The organism is Streptomyces sp. NPDC089919 (assembly GCF_040684615.1).
In the GTDB taxonomy this organism is placed as follows: Bacteria; Actinomycetota; Actinomycetes; order Streptomycetales; family Streptomycetaceae; genus Streptomyces.
The window spans coordinates 1-17,121 of the sequence record NZ_JBFBGK010000050.1 but is presented as its reverse complement, the minus strand read 5'-3'; the positions used below and the strand labels follow the sequence as shown (position 1 = coordinate 17,121).

The following is a 17,121-nucleotide window of genomic DNA, read 5'->3' as shown; positions in this document are numbered from 1 at the left end:
CGTGTAGCCGCATCCTTCACGCCCCACCGTACCGCCTCGCGCCGCGGCCGTGCGGGGAGCGATGTCGTGTTCACTCAGGGCTGCAAACATCAAGTCCCCCCGTTCTGTTCCGAATCCTGTGTCCGCGCATTGTTCCGGAGTTCGCTCGAAAGCAGTTCGAGCACCCTCCGTACACTCTCCCTACGGATTTCCGTACGGGAGCCGTTCAACCGCAGCGCGGCGGTTTTCCCGCCTGCCGGACCGGCGACGGCGACGTAGACCGTGCCTACCGGCTGCCCGTCCTGCGGATCCGGACCGGCCACTCCGGTCGTCGCGATCCCCCACGCCGCCCCCAGCACCCGCCGCACGCCGGCCGCCATCTCGGCCGCGACCTGCGCGTCCACCGCGCCCCGGGAGGCCAGCAGCTCCGCGTCCACCCCCAGCACCTCGGCCTTGAGTTCCGTGGCGTACGCCGTGACGGAACCCCGGAAGGCCCGGGAGGCCCCGGGCACGGCGGTCAGCTCGGCCGCGACCAGTCCTCCGGTCAGCGACTCGGCGACCGCGACCGTCTGGTCACGCTCGGCAAGCAGCGAGAGTACCGCCGCGGCGGTCCCGCCCGCACCGGTTTCCCCTTCTCTCCCCACCAGCTCGCTCATGTCAGCCTCGAGTGCTCAGCCCTCCGCGCCGCTGCCGGCGCGCTCCTCGGCCAGACCCCGTCGCCGCAGGACGACCGCCTGGCGCACGTAGTCGAGCCCGGTCACCACCGTCAGCACCACGGCCAGCGCCATCACCCAGAAGCGGAGGCTGGCCAGCGGGCCGGTCAGCGCCAGGACGTACATCCCGACCGCCGTGCCCTGTGCGAGGGTCTTCATCTTGCCGCCGCGGCTGGCCGGGATGACCCCGTACCGGATCACCCAGAACCGCAGCAGCGTGATCCCCAGCTCCCGCCCGAGGATCACCCCGGTCACCCACCAGGGCAGGTCACCGAGGTAGGACAGGCAGATCAGCGCCGACCCCATGATCGCCTTGTCGGCGATCGGGTCGGCGATCTTCCCGAAGTCCGTGATCAGGTCGTACGTACGGGCCAGGTGGCCGTCGAACAGGTCCGTGATCATGGCGACGGCGAAGGCGGCCCAGGCCAGCGAGCGCCAGGCCGGGTCGTACCCGCCGTCCGCCAGCAGCAGGAGCACGAATCCCGGCACGAGCACGATCCGGACCATCGTCAGGATGTTGGCGATGTTCCACAGGCTGGCCTGGTTGACGGCCGCGGCCCCGAGCTTTCCGCCGGGCGCGGGCCGACGGCCGGTGCCACCCGCCGCTGATGCCGGGACTCCGGTCATCCGGCCGCCTCCTCGAGGTGCAGGGGCTCGGCCACCAGGTCCACGCCCAGGCTGCCGACCACCTTCGCCGTGACGATCCGGCCGCGTACCAGGCCCTCGCCGCTCGTGAAGATCACCTGACCGTCCGTCTCGGGGGCCTGGTGCGCGGCGCGCCCGGTGGCCCCGTCCTCGTCGCCGGTCTCCTCGCCGACCGCCTCGACCAGGACCTCCAGGGTCTCGCCGATGCGCTCCTCGGCGCGCTGCGAGGTCAGCTCCTCGGCGAGCCGCTGCATGTGCGCCAGCCGCTCGGCGATCACGTCCTCGTCGAGCTTGTTCTCGTACGTGACCGCCTCGGTGCCCTCCTCGTCGGAGTAGCCGAAGATCCCGATCGCGTCGAGCCGCGCGTGCGTGAGGAAGCGCTCCAGCTCGGCGAAGTCCGCCTCGGTCTCACCGGGGAAGCCCACGATGAAGTTCGAGCGGACACCGGCCTGCGGGGCCTTGGAGCGGATGGTGTCCAGCAGCTCCAGGAAGCGGTCGGTGTCGCCGAAGCGGCGCATCGCGCGCAGCACGTCCGGCGCCGAGTGCTGGAAGGACAGGTCGAAGTACGGCACGACCTTGGGGGTCGAGGTCAGGACGTCGATCAGGCCCGGCCGCATCTCGGCGGGCTGCAGGTAGCTCACCCGGACCCGCTCGATGCCCTCGACGGCCGCCAGCTCCGGCAGCAGTGTCTCCAGCAGGCGGATGTCGCCGAGGTCCTTGCCGTACGAGGTGTTGTTCTCGGAGACCAGCATGACCTCCTTGACGCCCTGCTCGGCCAGCCAGCGGGTCTCGCCCAGCACGTCCGAGGGACGGCGCGAGATGAAGGAGCCGCGGAAGGACGGGATGGCGCAGAAGGAGCAGCGGCGGTCGCAGCCCGAGGCCAGCTTCACCGAGGCCACCGGGCTGGTGTCCAGACGGCGGCGCAGCGGCGCGCGGGGCCCGGAGGCCGGGGCGATGCCCTCGGGGAGGTCGGAGGGGGCCTGGGCGGGCTCCTCGGCGCTCTCCTGGGCGTGGCCGGGCAGCGCGACGCCGCCGGCGGTCTGCCGGTCGGCGGGGCTGATCGGCAGCAGCTTGCGGCGGTCGCGCGGGGTGTGGGCCTCCACGCTGCCGCCGTTGAGGATGGTCTGGAGCCGGTTGGAGATGTCGGCGTAGTCGTCGAAGCCGAGGACTCCGTCGGCTTCGGGCAGGGCCTCGGCGAGTTCCTTGCCGTAGCGCTCGGCCATGCAGCCGACCGCGACGACGGCCTGGGTCTTGCCGTGATCCTTGAGATCGTTGGCTTCCAGGAGGGCGTCTACGGAGTCCTTCTTCGCGGCTTCGACGAAGCCGCAGGTGTTGACGACGGCGACGTCCGCATCGGCGGCGTCCTCGACGAGCTCCCAGCCATCCGCCGCCAAGCGGCCTGCGAGCTCCTCCGAGTCCACCTCGTTACGGGCGCAGCCAAGAGTGACAAGGGCGACGGTACGGCGTTCGGGCATGGACTCAAGACTACTTCGTCCCGGCGCCGGCCCCGGACCTACGCCCCCGACCTGCAAGAATCCCCGGGGCGCGGCGCCGCGCCCCGGGGATCGGGAGGTTTCCGGGCCCGCCGGCCGGCCCCTGGGGGCCCGCCGGGCGGTGGTCAGCCGGCCTGGGCGTCGGCCGGCCGGGGGTCGTCCTTGCTGTAGGTCAGCCGCTCGACCTGCCCTGGCTGGAATTCGTCCTTGATCTCCTTGCCGTTCACGAACAGCTTCACGACCCCGGCGTCGCCGAGGACGAGGTCGACGGACTCCTTGTCGGTGAAGGTCTTGGAGTCGCCGTCGGCGAGCATGCCGTCGAAGAGCAGCCGGCCGTTGTGGTCCTTCGCCGAGATCCAGCTCTCCCCGCCCATCGCCGACATCACGACGGTGACCATGTCCTTCGGGGCGGCCGCGAGGGCACTGTCCGAGGGCTCCGGGGCGGTCGAGGCGGGCGGGCTGGGCTTGAGGGTCTTGACGCTGCCGGTGTTCTTCGGCGCCGGCTGGGGCGTGGCCGCGCCCTCCGCCACCGGCCGCTTCTTCGCGCCGTCGTCACCGCTGAAGGCGGTGAAGCCGACGAACCCGATCACGGCGACGATGGCGGCGACCATGGCCGCGGTCCAGTTCGGCCGCTGCCGCTCTGGCCTGATCCTTTCGGCCTCGAACATGGGTGCGGCCGGAGTGGGTGCCGGCCGGCCGCCGTGGGCGTCGTCGTACTGCTCGATCAGCTCGGCCGGATCGAGCCCGACGGCGCGGGCGAGGGTGCGGATGTGGCCGCGGGCGTAGACGTCCCCGCCGCAGCGCGTGAAGTCGTCCTGCTCGATCGCATGCACGATCGGGATGCGGACACGGGTGGTGGTGGAGACCTCGTCGACGGTGAGCCCGGCACGGATCCGGGCCTGCTGCAGGGCCCGGCCGATCGAAGGGCCGTCGCCGGTGGAAGGCCGGTCTTCTTCGGGGGAGTTGGCGTTGCCGATGGACACGAGGGCGCCTTTCGAGCGTGTAACCACCTGCTGGACGTCCAGTCTAGGGGGGTTCAGAAAGGGTGGAGCAAGCGGGAGGGTGGACTTTGTACGCCATCGGGATGGCGTACCGAGCCCGTCGGCCGGGGGCGCCCCCGGCCGTGGCCGGGGAACCGCAGCGGACGGCTCCGCCCCCTTTCCTCAACTTGACGCACGACCAAGGGAAACGGTTGTGCTCGGATCCCTTACGGGTGGTCCTCGCCCCGGATGACCGCCAGGACGCCGTCCAGCTCGTCCGGTTTGACCAGCACGTCCCGCGCCTTGGAGCCCTCGCTCGGCCCCACCACTCCCCGCGACTCCATGAGGTCCATCAGCCGGCCCGCCTTGGCGAACCCGACCCGCAGCTTGCGCTGGAGCATCGAGGTCGAGCCGAACTGCGTGGACACCACCAGCTCGGCCGCCTGGCACAGCAGGTCCAGGTCGTCGCCGATCTCCTCGTCGATCTCCTTCTTCTGCTTCTGCCCGACCGTGACGTCGTCCCGGAAGACCGGCGCCATCTGGTCCTTGCAGTGCTGCACGATCGCGGCGATCTCGGCCTCGGTGACGAAGGCCCCCTGGAGCCGGACCGGCTTGTTCGCCCCCATCGGCAGGAAGAGCCCGTCGCCCTTGCCGATCAGCTTCTCGGCGCCCGGCTGGTCCAGGATGACCCGGCTGTCGGCGAGCGAGGAGGTCGCGAAGGCCAGCCGGGACGGCACGTTCGCCTTGATCAGACCGGTGACCACGTCCACCGACGGCCGCTGGGTGGCCAGCACCAGGTGGATGCCGGCGGCCCGGGCCAGCTGGGTGATCCGCACGATCGCGTCCTCGACGTCCCGCGGCGCGACCATCATCAGGTCCGCCAGCTCGTCGACGATCACCAGCAGGTACGGGTAGGGGCTGAGCTCCCGCTCGCTGCCCGGCGGCAGCTTGACCTTGCCGTTGCGGATGGCCTCGTTGAAGTCGTCGATGTGCCGGAAGCCGAAGGCCGCCAGGTCGTCGTAGCGCAGGTCCATCTCGCGCACCACCCACTGCAGCGCCTCGGCGGCCCGCTTGGGGTTGGTGATGATCGGGGTGATCAGGTGCGGGATGCCCTCGTAGGCGGTCAGCTCCACCCGCTTGGGGTCGACCAGCACCATCCGCACGTCCTCGGGCGTGGCGCGCACCATCACCGAGGTGATCAGGCAGTTGATGCAGGAGGACTTGCCGGAGCCGGTCGCGCCGGCCACCAGCACGTGCGGCATCTTCGCCAGGTTGGCCATCACGTAGCCGCCCTCGACGTCCTTGCCGAGCGCCACCAGCATCGGGTGGTCGTCCTCCGCCGCGTCCGCCAGCCGCAGCACGTCGCCGAGGTTGACCATCTCGCGGTCGGTGTTCGGGATCTCGATGCCGACCGCCGACTTGCCCGGGATCGGACTGATGATCCGCACGTCCGGGCTGGCCACCGCGTACGCGATGTTCTTGGTCAGGGCGGTGATCCGCTCGACCTTCACCGCCGGGCCGAGCTCCACCTCGTACCGGGTGACCGTCGGGCCCCGGGTGAAGCCGGTGACCGCCGCGTCGACCTTGAACTCGGAGAAGACGTTCGACAGCGAGGCCACCACCGCGTCGTTCGCCGCGCTGCGGGTCTTGCCCGGCCCGCCCTTCTCCAGGAGGTTCAGCGAGGGCAGCGAGTACGTGATGTCCCCGCGCAGCTGCAACTGCTCCGCCCGCGGCGGCAGCGGCTCCGCGACCTCGGGCGCGGACTTGGTCAGGTCCGGTACGACCGCGGGCGCGGCCTCCCTGGCCGTCGGCCGGGGCGCACCCGGCTTCGGGGCCTGCACCGGGACCGGGGTGGGCACCGGCGCGGTGCTCTCGCCGCCCGGCCGGTCGGTGGCGACCCCGTGGGTGAGGTCGGCGACCAGCGGGTTGGGCGGCAGCCCGCCCAGCACCGCGCCGTCCAGCGCGGCGGCGGCCGCGGCCGCCACGTCCACCGCGTCCATCGGACGGTCCAGCGCGCCCGGCCCGGCCGGCCGCCGCGGCCGGCGGCGCTTGGCCAGCGCCGCCTCCTCCGCGCCGAGCGGGCCCTCGCCGTCCTCGCCGACGTCCTCGCCCCGGCCCGTCCGGGCCCGCCACCGCGCCTCGTCGTGCCGGTCGGCGCCCGCCTCGTACGGGTCCTCCTCGCCCGGCGCCACAACCCCGAGCCGGACCCCCAGCTGCCGCAGCCGCTGCGGGATCGCGTTGACCGGCGTGGCCGTGACCACCAGGAGCCCGAAGACGGTCAGCAGCACCAGCATCGGCACCGCCAGCGGCGCGCCCATCGTGAAGATCAGGGGCTGCGCGGCACCCCAGCCGATCAGCCCGCCAGCGTCCTGGATGGCCTCGCTGCCCGCGTCCCGCCCGGGCGCCCCGCACGCGATGTGGACCTGCCCCAGCACGCCGATGACCAGCGCCGTGATCCCGATCCCGATCCGGCCGTTCGCGTCGACCTCCTCCGGGTGCCGGATCAGCCGTACGGCCATCACGCCGAGCAGCAGCGGCACCAGCAGGTCGAGCCGGCCGAAGGCACCGGTCACGAGCATGGTCACCAGATCGCCCACCGGACCGCGCAGGTTCGACCAGGTCCCGGCGGCCACGATCAGCGCCAGGCCGAGCAGCAGCAGCGCCAGGCCGTCCTTGCGGTGCGCCGGGTCGAGGTTCTTCGCGCCCCGGCCCATGCCGCGGAAGACCGCGCCCACCGTGTGCGCCACACCGAGCCAGACCGCGCGGACCAGCTTGACCACGCCCCCGGTGGGCGACGGCGCGGGCCTGGCCGCCGCCTTCTTGGCCGGCGCCCGCTTCGCGGGGGCGGCCTTCTTGGCGGGCGGCTTGCGCGCGGGCGCGGCTTTCTTCGCCGCCGCCGTCGTACGACCGGTGCGGGCCTTCGCGGTGCCCGCCGTGCTCTGGGAACCCTTGCCGGACGTACTTGAGGCCATGGGGGCGAGGTTACCGGTGTCGGCGGCGGGGGACACGTGTGCCCACCCCTTCACCCGTTCGTGTCGGGCGCCCCGTCAGTGAAGTGACGCCCCGTCGGGAACCTCCGGCGGGGCGTCAGGACCCTCAGGTCTGGGCCGGCAGGGCGGGCGCGGCCCCGCCCGTACCGGGCTCGAGGGCGTCCAGCGCCCGCCGCAGCCCGGTCAGTTTGCGCTCCAGGTGCGCGGCGGTCGCCACCGCCGCCGCGTCCGCCGACTCGTCGTCGAGCTGCTTGGACAGCGCCTCCGCCTGCTCCTCCACGGCCGCCAGCCGGGCCGACAGCTCGGCGAGCAGCCCCGCCGACTCCTTGGGACCGGCGCCGGTCTGACCGCCGCCCTCCAGCTGGAGCCTCAGCAGGGCCGCCTGCTCGCGCAGTTGGCAGTTCTTCATGTACAGCTCGACGAAGACCGACACCTTGGCGCGCAGCACCCAGGGGTCGAACGGCTTCGAGATGTAGTCCACCGCACCCGCCGCGTACCCGCGGAAGGTGTGGTGCGGGCCGTGGTTGATGGCCGTCAGGAAGATGATCGGGATGTCCCGGGTCCGCTCCCGCCGCTTGATGTGCGCGGCGGTCTCGAAACCGTCCATGCCCGGCATCTGGACGTCCAGCAGGATGACCGCGAAGTCGTCCGTCAGCAGCGCCTTGAGCGCTTCCTCCCCCGACGACGCCCGGACCAGTGTCTGATCGAGCGCGGAGAGGATGGCCTCCAGCGCCAGCAGATTCTCCGGCCGGTCATCGACCAGGAGGATCTTGGCCTTCTGCACCATGCCCTGTCCTCCTCGCCCCCATAAGGGGCCTCCCCGGCTCCCAGAACCCGCCCGTCCTTGTGCCGGTCATCGTAGCCCCACTCCTGAGATCGCCACACCCAGTCACCGAGATGTCACAGTCTCCGTAGCAGAAACGCGGTCGTGGACCAGAAGGTTCCCCGAACCACGCCCTCTCATGACGTTCCGCATCACTTCCCGCGCATCCACTGCTCCATCACCGTCAAGAGGTAGTCGGGATCGACCGGCTTGGTGACGTAGTCGGACGCACCCGAGTCGATCGCCTTCTCCCGGTCGCCCTGCATCGCCTTGGCCGTCAGCGCGATGATCGGCAGCCCCGCGAACTGCGGCATCCGCCGGATCGCGGCCGTGGTCGCGTACCCGTCCATCTCCGGCATCATGATGTCCATCAGCACCACCGTCACGTCGTCGTGCTGCTCCAGGACCTCGATGCCCTCCCGGCCGTTCTCCGCGTACAGCACCGCCAGACCGTGCTGCTCCAGCACGCTCGTCAGGGCGAAGACGTTGCGCACGTCGTCGTCGACGATCAGCACCCGCTCCCCGCGGAAGTCGTAGGTCACCGGGGCCGCCGGCGCCTCCTCCGCCGCGACCGCCCAGTCCGCGTCGTCCTGCTGGCCACCCGGAGCCTGCCCCGGCAGCGCCGGCCGCGGCTCCAGGTCGCTCAGCGCCTTGCGCCGCCGCCGGAAGAGCGTGGGCGCCGCACCCGGCCCGCCCGCGTCCGGTGCGGCCGGCAGGGCCGGCGCCGCAGCGGCCGGCAGCGCCTCGGCCACCGCCGTGCGGAAGCCGTCCGCCCGTCCGCCCGGCGCCAGCTGCGGATAGCCCTGCGGCGGCAGCTCGCTGGGGTGCAGCGGCAGGTACAGCGTGAAGGTCGAGCCCCGGCCCGGCTCGCTCGACGCGTGGATCTCACCGCCCAGCAGCCGGGCGATCTCCCGGCTGATGGACAGGCCCAGGCCAGTGCCGCCGTACTTCCGGCTCGTGGTGCCGTCCGCCTGCTTGAAGGCCTCGAAGATCACCCGCATCTTGCTCGCCGCGATCCCGATGCCGGTGTCCGTCACCGAGAAGGCGATCAGGTCGCCGTCCGCCTCCCGCAGCGAACCCGCCTCCAGCAACTGCTCCCGGATCTCCACCGGGACGTCCGCCCCGGCCGGCCGGATCACCAGCTCCACCGCCCCGCTGTCGGTGAACTTCACCGCGTTGGACAGCAGGTTGCGCAACACCTGCAACAGCCGCTGCTCGTCGGTGTGCAGCGTCGCCGGCAGCTCCGGCGAGACCCGCACCGAGAAGTCCAGCCCCTTCTCCGCCGTCAACGGCCGGAAGGTCGCCTCGACGTAGTCCACCAGCTGCACCAGCGCGATCCGGGTCGGCGAGACGTCCATCTTGCCCGCCTCGACCTTCGACAGGTCCAGGATGTCGTTGATCAGCTGGAGCAGGTCGGAACCGGCGCCGTGGATGGTCTCCGCGAACTCCACCTGCTTCGGGGAGAGGTTGGCGTCGGCGTTGTCCGCCAGCAGCTTCGCCAGGATCAGCAGCGAGTTCAGCGGCGTGCGCAGCTCGTGCGACATGTTCGCCAGGAACTCGCTCTTGTAGCGCATCGAGACCGCCAGCTGCTCGGCCCGCTCCTCCAGGACCTGCCGGGCCTCCTCGATCTCGGTGTTCTTCACCTCGATGTCGCGGTTCTGCTGGGCCAGCAGCTCGGCCTTCTCCTCCAGTTCGGCGTTGGCCAGCTGGAGTGCGTTCTGCCGGTTCTCCAACTCGGCCGAGCGCTCGCGCAGCTGCTCGGTCATCTCCTGCGACTGCTTGAGCAGCACCTCGGTCTTCGAGTTGACGCTGATCGTGTTGACGCTGGTCGCGATCATCTCGGCGATCTGCGACAGGAAGTCCTTCTGGATCTGCGTGAACGGCTGGAAGGACGCCAGCTCGATCACGCCCAGCACCTTCCCCTCGAACAGCACCGGCAGCACGATCACATGGGCCGGCGGCGCCTCCCCCAGCCCCGAGGAGATCTTCAGATAACCCGGCGGGGTGTTCTCGACCAGGATCGTCCGCTTCTCCTCCGCGACCGTCCCGATCAGCCCCTCCCCCGGCCGGAAGCTGGTCGGCATCGCACTGCCCGCGTACGCGTAACTCCCGCGCATCCGCAGCTCGTACGAGCCCTCCCGGCCGCCCTCCGGGCCGATCTCCTGCCCGCCGGCGGCCGGCAGCGCGAGGTAGAAGGCACCGTGCTGCGCGGACACCACCGGCGTCAGCTCGCTCATGATGAGCGAGGCCACGTCGTCCAGGTCCCGGCGCCCCTGCATCAGGCCCGAGATCCGGGCCAGGTTGCCCTTGAGCCAGTCCTGCTCCTTGTTGGCCAAGGTCGTGTCGCGCAGGTTCGCGATCATCGTGTTGATGTTGTCCTGGAGGACCTGGATCTCGCCCGACGCGTCCACGTCGATCTTCAGGTTCAGATCGCCCCGGGTCACCGCCGTGGCCACCGCCGCGATCGCCCGCACCTGCCGGGTCAGGTTCCCGGCCATCTCGTTCACCGACTCCGTCAGGTCCCGCCAGGTGCCGTCCACGTCCCGCACCCGCGCCTGACCGCCCAGGATGCCCTCGGTACCCACCTCCCGGGCCACCCGCGTCACCTGGTCCGCGAAGGACGACAGCTGGTCGACCATCGTGTTGATCGTCGTCTTCAGCTCCAGGATCTCGCCCCGGGCGTCGATGTCGATCTTCTTCGTCAGGTCGCCCTTGGCGATCGCGGTGGTCACCATGGCGATCTGCCGCACCTGACCGGTCAGGTTGGAGGCCATCGAGTTCACCGACTCGGTGAGGTCCTTCCACGTCCCCGACACGCCCGGCACGTGCGCCTGACCGCCCAGCTCGCCCTCGGTGCCCACCTCGCGCGCCACCCGGGTCACCTCGTCCGCGAACGACGACAGGGTGGTCACCATCGTGTTGACCGTGTCCGCGAGCTGCGCGACCTCGCCGCGCGCCTCCACCGTGACCTTCTTCGTCAGATCGCCGTTGGCCACCGCCGCCGACACCTGCGAGATGTTGCGCACCTGCGAGGTCAGGTTGTTGGCCATCAGGTTGACGTTGTCCGTCAGGTCCTTCCAGATGCCCGTCGCCCCGCGCACCCGCGCCTGACCGCCGAGGATGCCCTCGGAACCCACCTCGCGGGCCACCCGGGTCACCTGCTCGGCGAAGGACGACAGCTGGTCCACCATCGTGTTGACGGTGGTGACCAGCTCCAGGATCTCGCCCCGCGCATCGACCGTGATCTTCTTCGACAGGTCGCCCATGGCCACCGCCGTGGTCACCTCGGCGATGTTGCGCACCTGCGACGTGAGGTTGTTCGCCATCGAGTTGACGGACTGGGTGAGGTCCTTCCAGGTGCCGGAGACACCCTTGACCTCGGCCTGACCGCCGAGGATCCCCTCGGTGCCCACCTCCCGGGCCACCCGGGTCACCTGGTCCGCGAACGACGACAGCTGGTCCACCATCGTGTTCAGCGTGTTCTTCAGCTCGAGGATCTCGCCGCGCGCGTCCACGTCGATCTTCTGCGACAGGTCGCCCCGCGCCACCGCCGTCGCGACCTGCGCGATGTTGCGCACCTGCGCCGTCAGGTTCCCGGCCATGCCGTTCACCGAGTCCGTCAGGTCCCGCCACACCCCGGCCACGCCCGGCACCTGCGCCTGACCGCCCAACCGCCCGTCGGTGCCCACGTCCCGCGCCACCCGGGTCACCTGCTCGGCGAAGGCGCTGAGCTGGTCCACCATCGTGTTGATGGTGTTCTTCAGCTCCAGGATCTCGCCCCGCGCGTCCACATCGATCTTCTGCGACAGGTCGCCCCGCGCCACCGCGGTCGTCACCTGAGCGATCTGCCGCACCTGAGAGGTCAGGTTGCCGGCCATGAAGTTGACGGAGTCGGTCAGGTCCTTCCAGGTGCCCGAGACCCCGTCCACCCGCGCCTGACCGCCCAGCCGGCCCTCCGTACCCACGTCCCGCGCCATCCGCGTGACCTGGTCGGCGAACGACGACAGCTGGTCGACCATGGTGTTCACGGTGTTCTTCAGCTGCAGCATCTCGCCGGAGACGTCCACCGTGACCTTCTGCGACAGGTCGCCGTTGGCCACCGCCGTCGTCACCTGGGCGATGTTGCGCACCTGGCCCGTCAGGTTCCGGAAGGCCGTGTTCACCGAGTCGGTGAGGTCCTTCCACGTCCCCGCCGCGCCCGGCACCTGCGCCTGACCGCCCAGCTCGCCCTCGACGCCCACCTCCCGGGCCACCCGGGTCACCTCGGCACCGAAGGACTGCAGCTGGTCCACCATCGTGTTGACGGTGTTCTTCAGCTCCAGCATCTCGCCCGCGACGTCGACCGTGACCTTCTGCGACAGGTCGCCGTTGGCCACCGCGGTCGTCACCTGCGCGATGTCGCGCACCTGCGTGGTGAGGTTGCGGAAGACCGTGTTCACCGAGTCGGTGAGGTCTTTCCAGGTCCCCGCCGCACCCGGCACCTGCGCCTGACCGCCCAGCAGGCCCTTGGCCCCGACCTCGCTCGCCACCCGGGTGACCTCGTCCGCGAAGGTCCGCAGGGTCTCCGTCATCTGGTTGATCGTTTCGGCGAGCTGGGCCACCTCGCCGCGCGCGCTGACCGTCACCTTCTGGGACAGGTCGCCGTTCGCCACCGCCGTCGTGACCTGCGCGATCCCCCGCACCTGCGCGGTCAGGTTGCCCGCCATGGTGTTGACGGAGTCCGTCAGGTCCTTCCAGACCCCGGCCACCCCCGGCACCTGCGCCTGACCGCCCAGCTCGCCCTCCGTACCCACCTCCCGGGCCACCCGCGTGACCTCGGAGGAGAACGAGGACAGCTGGTCCACCATGGTGTTCACGGTGTTCTTCAGCTGCAGCATCTCGCCGGCCACGTGCACCGTGACCTTGCGGGACAGGTCGCCCTTCGCCACCGCCGTGGTGACCAGCGCGATGTCACGCACCTGAGCGGTGAGCCGGTACGCCATCGTGTTGACGGAGTCCGTCAGGTCCTTCCACGAACCGGACATACCGCGCACCTGGGCCTGGCCGCCGAGCTTGCCCTCGGTACCCACCTCGAGCGCCACCCGCGTCACCTCGTCGGTGAACGCCGACAGCTGGTCGACCAGGTTGTTGACGGTACGCCCGACCTTCAGGAACTCCCCGCGCAGCGGATGCCCCACCCCCTCGGCCGACTGCGTCCGCAGGTCCATCCGCTGGGACAGGTCGCCCTCCGCGACCGCCGACAGCACCCGGCCGACCTCGGACACCGGCCGCGCCAGGTCCTCCACGAGCTGGTTCGAGGCGTCGATCGCCGCCGCCCAGGAGCCCTCGCATGCCCCCGTCTCCAGCCGCTCGCTCAGCTTGCCCTCACGGCCCACCGTCCGCCGTACCCGGGCGAGCTCGCCCGTGAGGTGCAGGTTGCGGTCGGCGACCTCGTTGTAGACGGCGGCGATCTCCGCCATCACGCCCTCGCCGGACACCGTCAGCCGCTTGCGGAAGTTCCCGTCGCGCATGGAGACGAGCGCCGTCAGCAGCCGGTCCAGGGCGGCCGAGTCGACCTCCGTGGTCCCGCCCCGGCGTGTCCGCCCTCCCTTGCCGCGCGCACTGGCCCTTCGCGCCGCTACGCCAGACTCCACCGTGTCCCTCCCGAAAGGGTCGACCGCTCTCACCGGGTACGTCTCTGTCAAGCCTGCCCAGTGTTTCACCATGGCCGAACCCGGCCATAAAACTTCGACACCTTCGTACAGGACCCGCACCGTGCGGGTGGAATCCCTGTCGACCGCGTCCGCTGTGACCGTGAAGGTAAGTAACCTGGCATCCGACTGTCCAACCGTCCCGGTCCGCCCGGCAGGGACGGTGGCGCGGAACACACCGGGCACGGGAGGGGCGGACGCATGGCGGAGCCGGGCAGCGCGACACGATCGAGGAGTGCTGTGGTCACGGCCCGGGCGGCTGCCAGCTTCGAACCCGTCGGAAGGTCGGTAGCCACCGCGCGGGCCTTCGTCCGCGACACCCTCCAGGGCTGGGGCTTCGCCGACATCGTCGACGACGCCGTGGTCCTGACCAGCGAACTCGTCACCAACGCGGTGATCCACGCCGGCACCCGCGCCGACGTCCTGTGCCTGCGCGCCCCCGAGGGCGTCCGCGTCGAGGTCGCCGACCACTACCCCGAGCGCGAAGTGCCCCTGCACCGGCCGGACCGCCACTTCGCCAACCTGGACCAGGAGGGCGGCCGGGGCCTGATGCTCTGCGCCGCCCTGGCCACCCGCTGGGGCGTGGAGTACGAACCGGCCAGCAAGCACGTCTGGTTCCAGCTGGACCTGCCGGCCCGCCCGGTGGGCACCCGCTCCGCCGGCCCCGTGGTCCCCGACGAACTGCTGCCCGCCGCCGACGCCCGGGTCCGCGTCGCCGTCCTCCAGATCGACGGCGAGGGCCTGATCTCCGCCTGGAACGAAGACGCCGAGCACGTCTTCGGCTACCCCGCCGAGAAGGTCACCGGCCGCCCGCTCGCCGAGTTCGCCGCCTGGCCGCACACCCCCGGCACCGGCACCGGCATCGCCGAGGCCCTGCGCCTGTCCCGCTGGGAGGGCAGCTACGGCCTGCGCGGCGCGGACGGCCGGGTGATCCCCGTTTACGCCTCCCACCTCCGGGTACGCGACACCGAGGGCGCCCCGTCCACCGTCTGCCTGCTGGTCCACGACAGCGAGCGGGCCGTCCTGCAGACCCCGGCCCGCACCCCCGCCCCCGACCCCAACCAGCTCTCCGAACCCCGCGCCAGCGACCCCTTCGAGGTCTTCATCGGCTCCCCCGCCCCCGACGACCTCGACGGCCTGCTCCAGCGCACCGTCGAGCGCGCCCGGGACATGCTCGACGCCGACGCCGCCTTCCTCCTACTGGCCACCGACGACGAGACCGAGCTGGAGGTCCGCGCGACCACCGGCCTGCCCTCCACCCGCCAGCGCTTCGCCCGGGTCCCGGTGGAGGCCGGCGCCAGCCGCTACGGCTCCGCCCGGATGCCCGCCGTCCACGACGACCTCACCGCCGTCCCCGGCGCCGTCCCGCTGCTGACCGGCACCGGCATGCGCTCGGTGGTCACCGTCCCCCTCAAGGTCGAGGGCCGGCTCACCGGCTCCCTCGGCGTCGCCGCCGAGACCCCCGGCCGGTACTCCAACGAGGAAGCCCTCAGCCTCCAGTTCGCCGCCGACCGGATCGCCCTCGCCGTGGAGTCCGCCCGCCTGGGCGAGCTGGAGCGGCTGCGCCGCGGCTCCCTCTCCTTCCTGGTGGAGGCCTCCGACCTGCTGGCCGGCACCCTGGACCGCGACCAGACCCTCGCCCTCATGGCCCAGATGACCGTCCCCACCCTGGCCACCTGGTGCGCCGTGTACACGATCGCGGACCCGGCCTCCGACCCGTACCTCGCGTACGTGCTCCACGAGGACGAAGAACTCATCGACGGCCTCAAGGCGCTGCTGACCCGCATCCCCCCGCCGGAGCCCGGCTCCGACCAGGCCGTCCGCCCCTGGACCGCGCCGGCCGAGGCCGCCCACCGGGCCGCCCTGCAGAGCTCCATGCGGACCGTGGGCCTCGGCTCCCCCAGCGACTTCACCGCGGGCATCGGCACCACCCTCGCCACCGCCGCGGCCGTCGGCGGGGAGACCGTCGTGCTGCCCCTGATGGCCCGCAACCGCGTCATCGGCCTGCTCACCCTCGGCAAGCCCGCCGAGGAGCACTTCCGCCAGGAGATCCTGGAGCTCGCCGAGGACCTGTCCCGCCGGGCCGCCCTGGCCCTGGACAACGCCCGCCTGTACTCGGAGCGCATGGCCATCAGCCGCTCGCTCCAGCGCAGCCTGCTGCCGCCCAGCCAGCCCGCCATCCCGGGCATGGAGGTCGAGGTCATCTACCGCGCCGCCGGCGAGGGCAACGAAGTGGGCGGCGACTTCTACGACGTCTTCCCGATCCGCGACGGCGCCTACGGCTTCGCCATCGGCGACGTCTGCGGCACCGGCCCGGAGGCCGCGGCGGTGACGGGCCTGGCCCGGCACGCCCTGCGCCTGCTGGCCAAGGAGGGCTACAGCGGCCCCGCGGTGCTGGAGCGGCTGAACGCCGCGATCCTCGACGAGGGCGCCCGCAGCCGCTTCCTGACCCTCCTGTACGGCGAGCTGAGCCCGCAGGAGGACGGCGGGGCGGCGCTCAAGTTGGTGTGCGCCGGCCACCCCCTGCCGCTGCGGCTGCGCCCGGACGGCCAGGTGGAGCCGGCGGCGGAGCCGCAGCCGCTGCTCGGCGTCATGGAGGAGCTGGAGCTGTACGAGCAGAGCCTGACGCTCGATCCCGGCGATGTCCTGCTGTGCGTGACGGACGGCGTCACCGAGCGCCGCGAGGGCACCCGGATGCTGGGTGACGACGGCCTGACCGACGTCCTCACCACCTGTACGGGCCTCACCGCGGGTGCGGTGGCCGCCCGGGTCCTGCGGGCGGTGGAACGCTTCGCGGCCGAGCCGGCCTCCGACGACATGGCCATCCTCGCCTTCCGCGTCCCGGAACCCCGCCAGGGCGACTGACCCACCGGCCGCCCGGCACCGCCAAATCCCTTGGCCGGAGCCGGGCCGGTGTGGTCGACTCCCGCCCGTGGATACCGTCTTCGCCAGCCTGGTGGCCGTGGCCGGCACCTTGATCGGCTCATTCAGCACGTACGCCTTCCAACGCCGCACCACCGCCCGGACCGAGGCCCTGGCCAAGGCGGAACGCCTCCGCCAGGAGCGGCTCACCGCCTACAGCTCGTACGCCGCCGCGGTCACGGAGCTGAAACGCGGCATGATCACCCTCTGGTTCCGCCGCCGGCACACCCCGCCCGATGAGGAACGCCTGGTCACCGCGCTCTTGGAGAGCGACCGGCTGGGCGCCGCGGCCGACACGGCGGCCTTCCGGCTCCAGCTCGTGGCGGACGACCCCCATCTACGCCCGCTGATGACGGCGATATCCCAGAAGCTCGGCGAGATCACGCACGCCGCGGACCGGGCGGCCCTGGTCACCATCGAGCGGGCCTTCGAGGACCGGGTCCGCGCCTTCGTCGACGCGGCCGGCGAACGCCTGCGGTGAACGGCCGGCGGTGAACGACCGATCGTGAACGCAAAAAAGGCCCCCACCGAATGGTGGGGGCCTTTTTTGTTGGAGCCCTTTAACGGAATCGAACCGTTGACCTTCTCCTTACCATGGAGACGCTCTACCGACTGAGCTAAAAGGGCGGGTTGTTCGGCGGCGTCCTACTCTCCCACAGGGTCCCCCCTGCAGTACCATCGGCGCTGAAAGGCTTAGCTTCCGGGTTCGGAATGTAACCGGGCGTTTCCCTAACGCTATGACCACCGAAACACTATGAAGTTAACCAACCGGGCAATGACACGGTTCGTTACTTCAGAACTAACACAGTGGACGCGAGCAACTGAGGACAAGCCCTCGGCCTATTAGTACCAGTCAGCTCCACCCGTTACCGGGCTTCCACATCTG

At 71.3% G+C, this 17,121-nt stretch carries 9 protein-coding genes, 1 tRNA gene and 1 rRNA gene; 2 read left to right on the top strand and 9 right to left on the bottom strand.

The genetic code is table 11. The features are described from left to right. Positions 1-89: 89 nt before the first annotated feature. The 7 genes from AB0O40_RS20665 to AB0O40_RS20635 all read right to left on the bottom strand — a co-directional run bounded on the left by AB0O40_RS20665 (position 90) and on the right by AB0O40_RS20635 (position 13,256). Positions 90-635: a nicotinamide-nucleotide amidohydrolase family protein gene (locus AB0O40_RS20665; protein ID WP_365043425.1), complete on the bottom strand. Its 546-nt coding sequence runs from the start codon at positions 633-635 to the stop codon at positions 90-92. A gap of 15 nt (positions 636-650) precedes the next feature. Further along, positions 651-1,319, bottom strand: a complete 669-nt coding sequence (pgsA, locus tag AB0O40_RS20660; RefSeq protein ID WP_365043423.1) for a CDP-diacylglycerol--glycerol-3-phosphate 3-phosphatidyltransferase — start codon at positions 1,317-1,319, stop codon at positions 651-653. Next, the gene (rimO, locus tag AB0O40_RS20655) at positions 1,316-2,812 is read right to left on the bottom strand and encodes a 30S ribosomal protein S12 methylthiotransferase RimO (RefSeq protein WP_365043420.1); all 1,497 of its coding nucleotides are present in this window, start codon (positions 2,810-2,812) and stop codon (positions 1,316-1,318) included. The genes pgsA and rimO overlap by 4 nt, the downstream gene beginning before the upstream one ends. A gap of 143 nt (positions 2,813-2,955) precedes the next feature. Further along, complete coding sequence (locus tag AB0O40_RS20650) at positions 2,956-3,813, bottom strand: RodZ domain-containing protein (protein ID WP_365043417.1); 858 nt, start codon at positions 3,811-3,813, stop codon at positions 2,956-2,958. Between the two features lie 224 nt (positions 3,814-4,037). After that, the gene (locus AB0O40_RS20645; RefSeq protein ID WP_365043415.1) at positions 4,038-6,782 is read right to left on the bottom strand and encodes a DNA translocase FtsK; all 2,745 of its coding nucleotides are present in this window, start codon (positions 6,780-6,782) and stop codon (positions 4,038-4,040) included. A 124-nt stretch (positions 6,783-6,906) separates the two neighbouring features. Next, positions 6,907-7,587, bottom strand: a complete 681-nt coding sequence (locus AB0O40_RS20640) for a response regulator (RefSeq protein WP_365043412.1) — start codon at positions 7,585-7,587, stop codon at positions 6,907-6,909. Between the two features lie 188 nt (positions 7,588-7,775). Beyond that, positions 7,776-13,256, bottom strand: a complete 5,481-nt coding sequence (locus AB0O40_RS20635) for a HAMP domain-containing protein (RefSeq protein WP_365043409.1) — start codon at positions 13,254-13,256, stop codon at positions 7,776-7,778. A gap of 258 nt (positions 13,257-13,514) precedes the next feature. On the opposite strand from AB0O40_RS20635, the gene AB0O40_RS20630 reads away from it, so the two are divergent. Then, entirely contained in the window at positions 13,515-16,178 is a 2,664-nt protein-coding gene (locus AB0O40_RS20630; RefSeq protein ID WP_365043407.1) for a SpoIIE family protein phosphatase, read from the top strand. 67 nt (positions 16,179-16,245) lie between these two features. After that, positions 16,246-16,716, top strand: a complete 471-nt coding sequence (locus AB0O40_RS20625; protein ID WP_365043404.1) for a hypothetical protein — start codon at positions 16,246-16,248, stop codon at positions 16,714-16,716. Between the two features lie 70 nt (positions 16,717-16,786). On the opposite strand, the gene AB0O40_RS20620 is transcribed toward AB0O40_RS20625, so the two are convergent. Further along, a tRNA-Thr gene (locus AB0O40_RS20620) sits at positions 16,787-16,862 on the bottom strand. 5 nt (positions 16,863-16,867) lie between these two features. After that, positions 16,868-16,984: ribosomal RNA gene (rrf, locus tag AB0O40_RS20615) — 5S ribosomal RNA — on the bottom strand. Between the last annotated feature and the right edge of the window lie 137 nt (positions 16,985-17,121).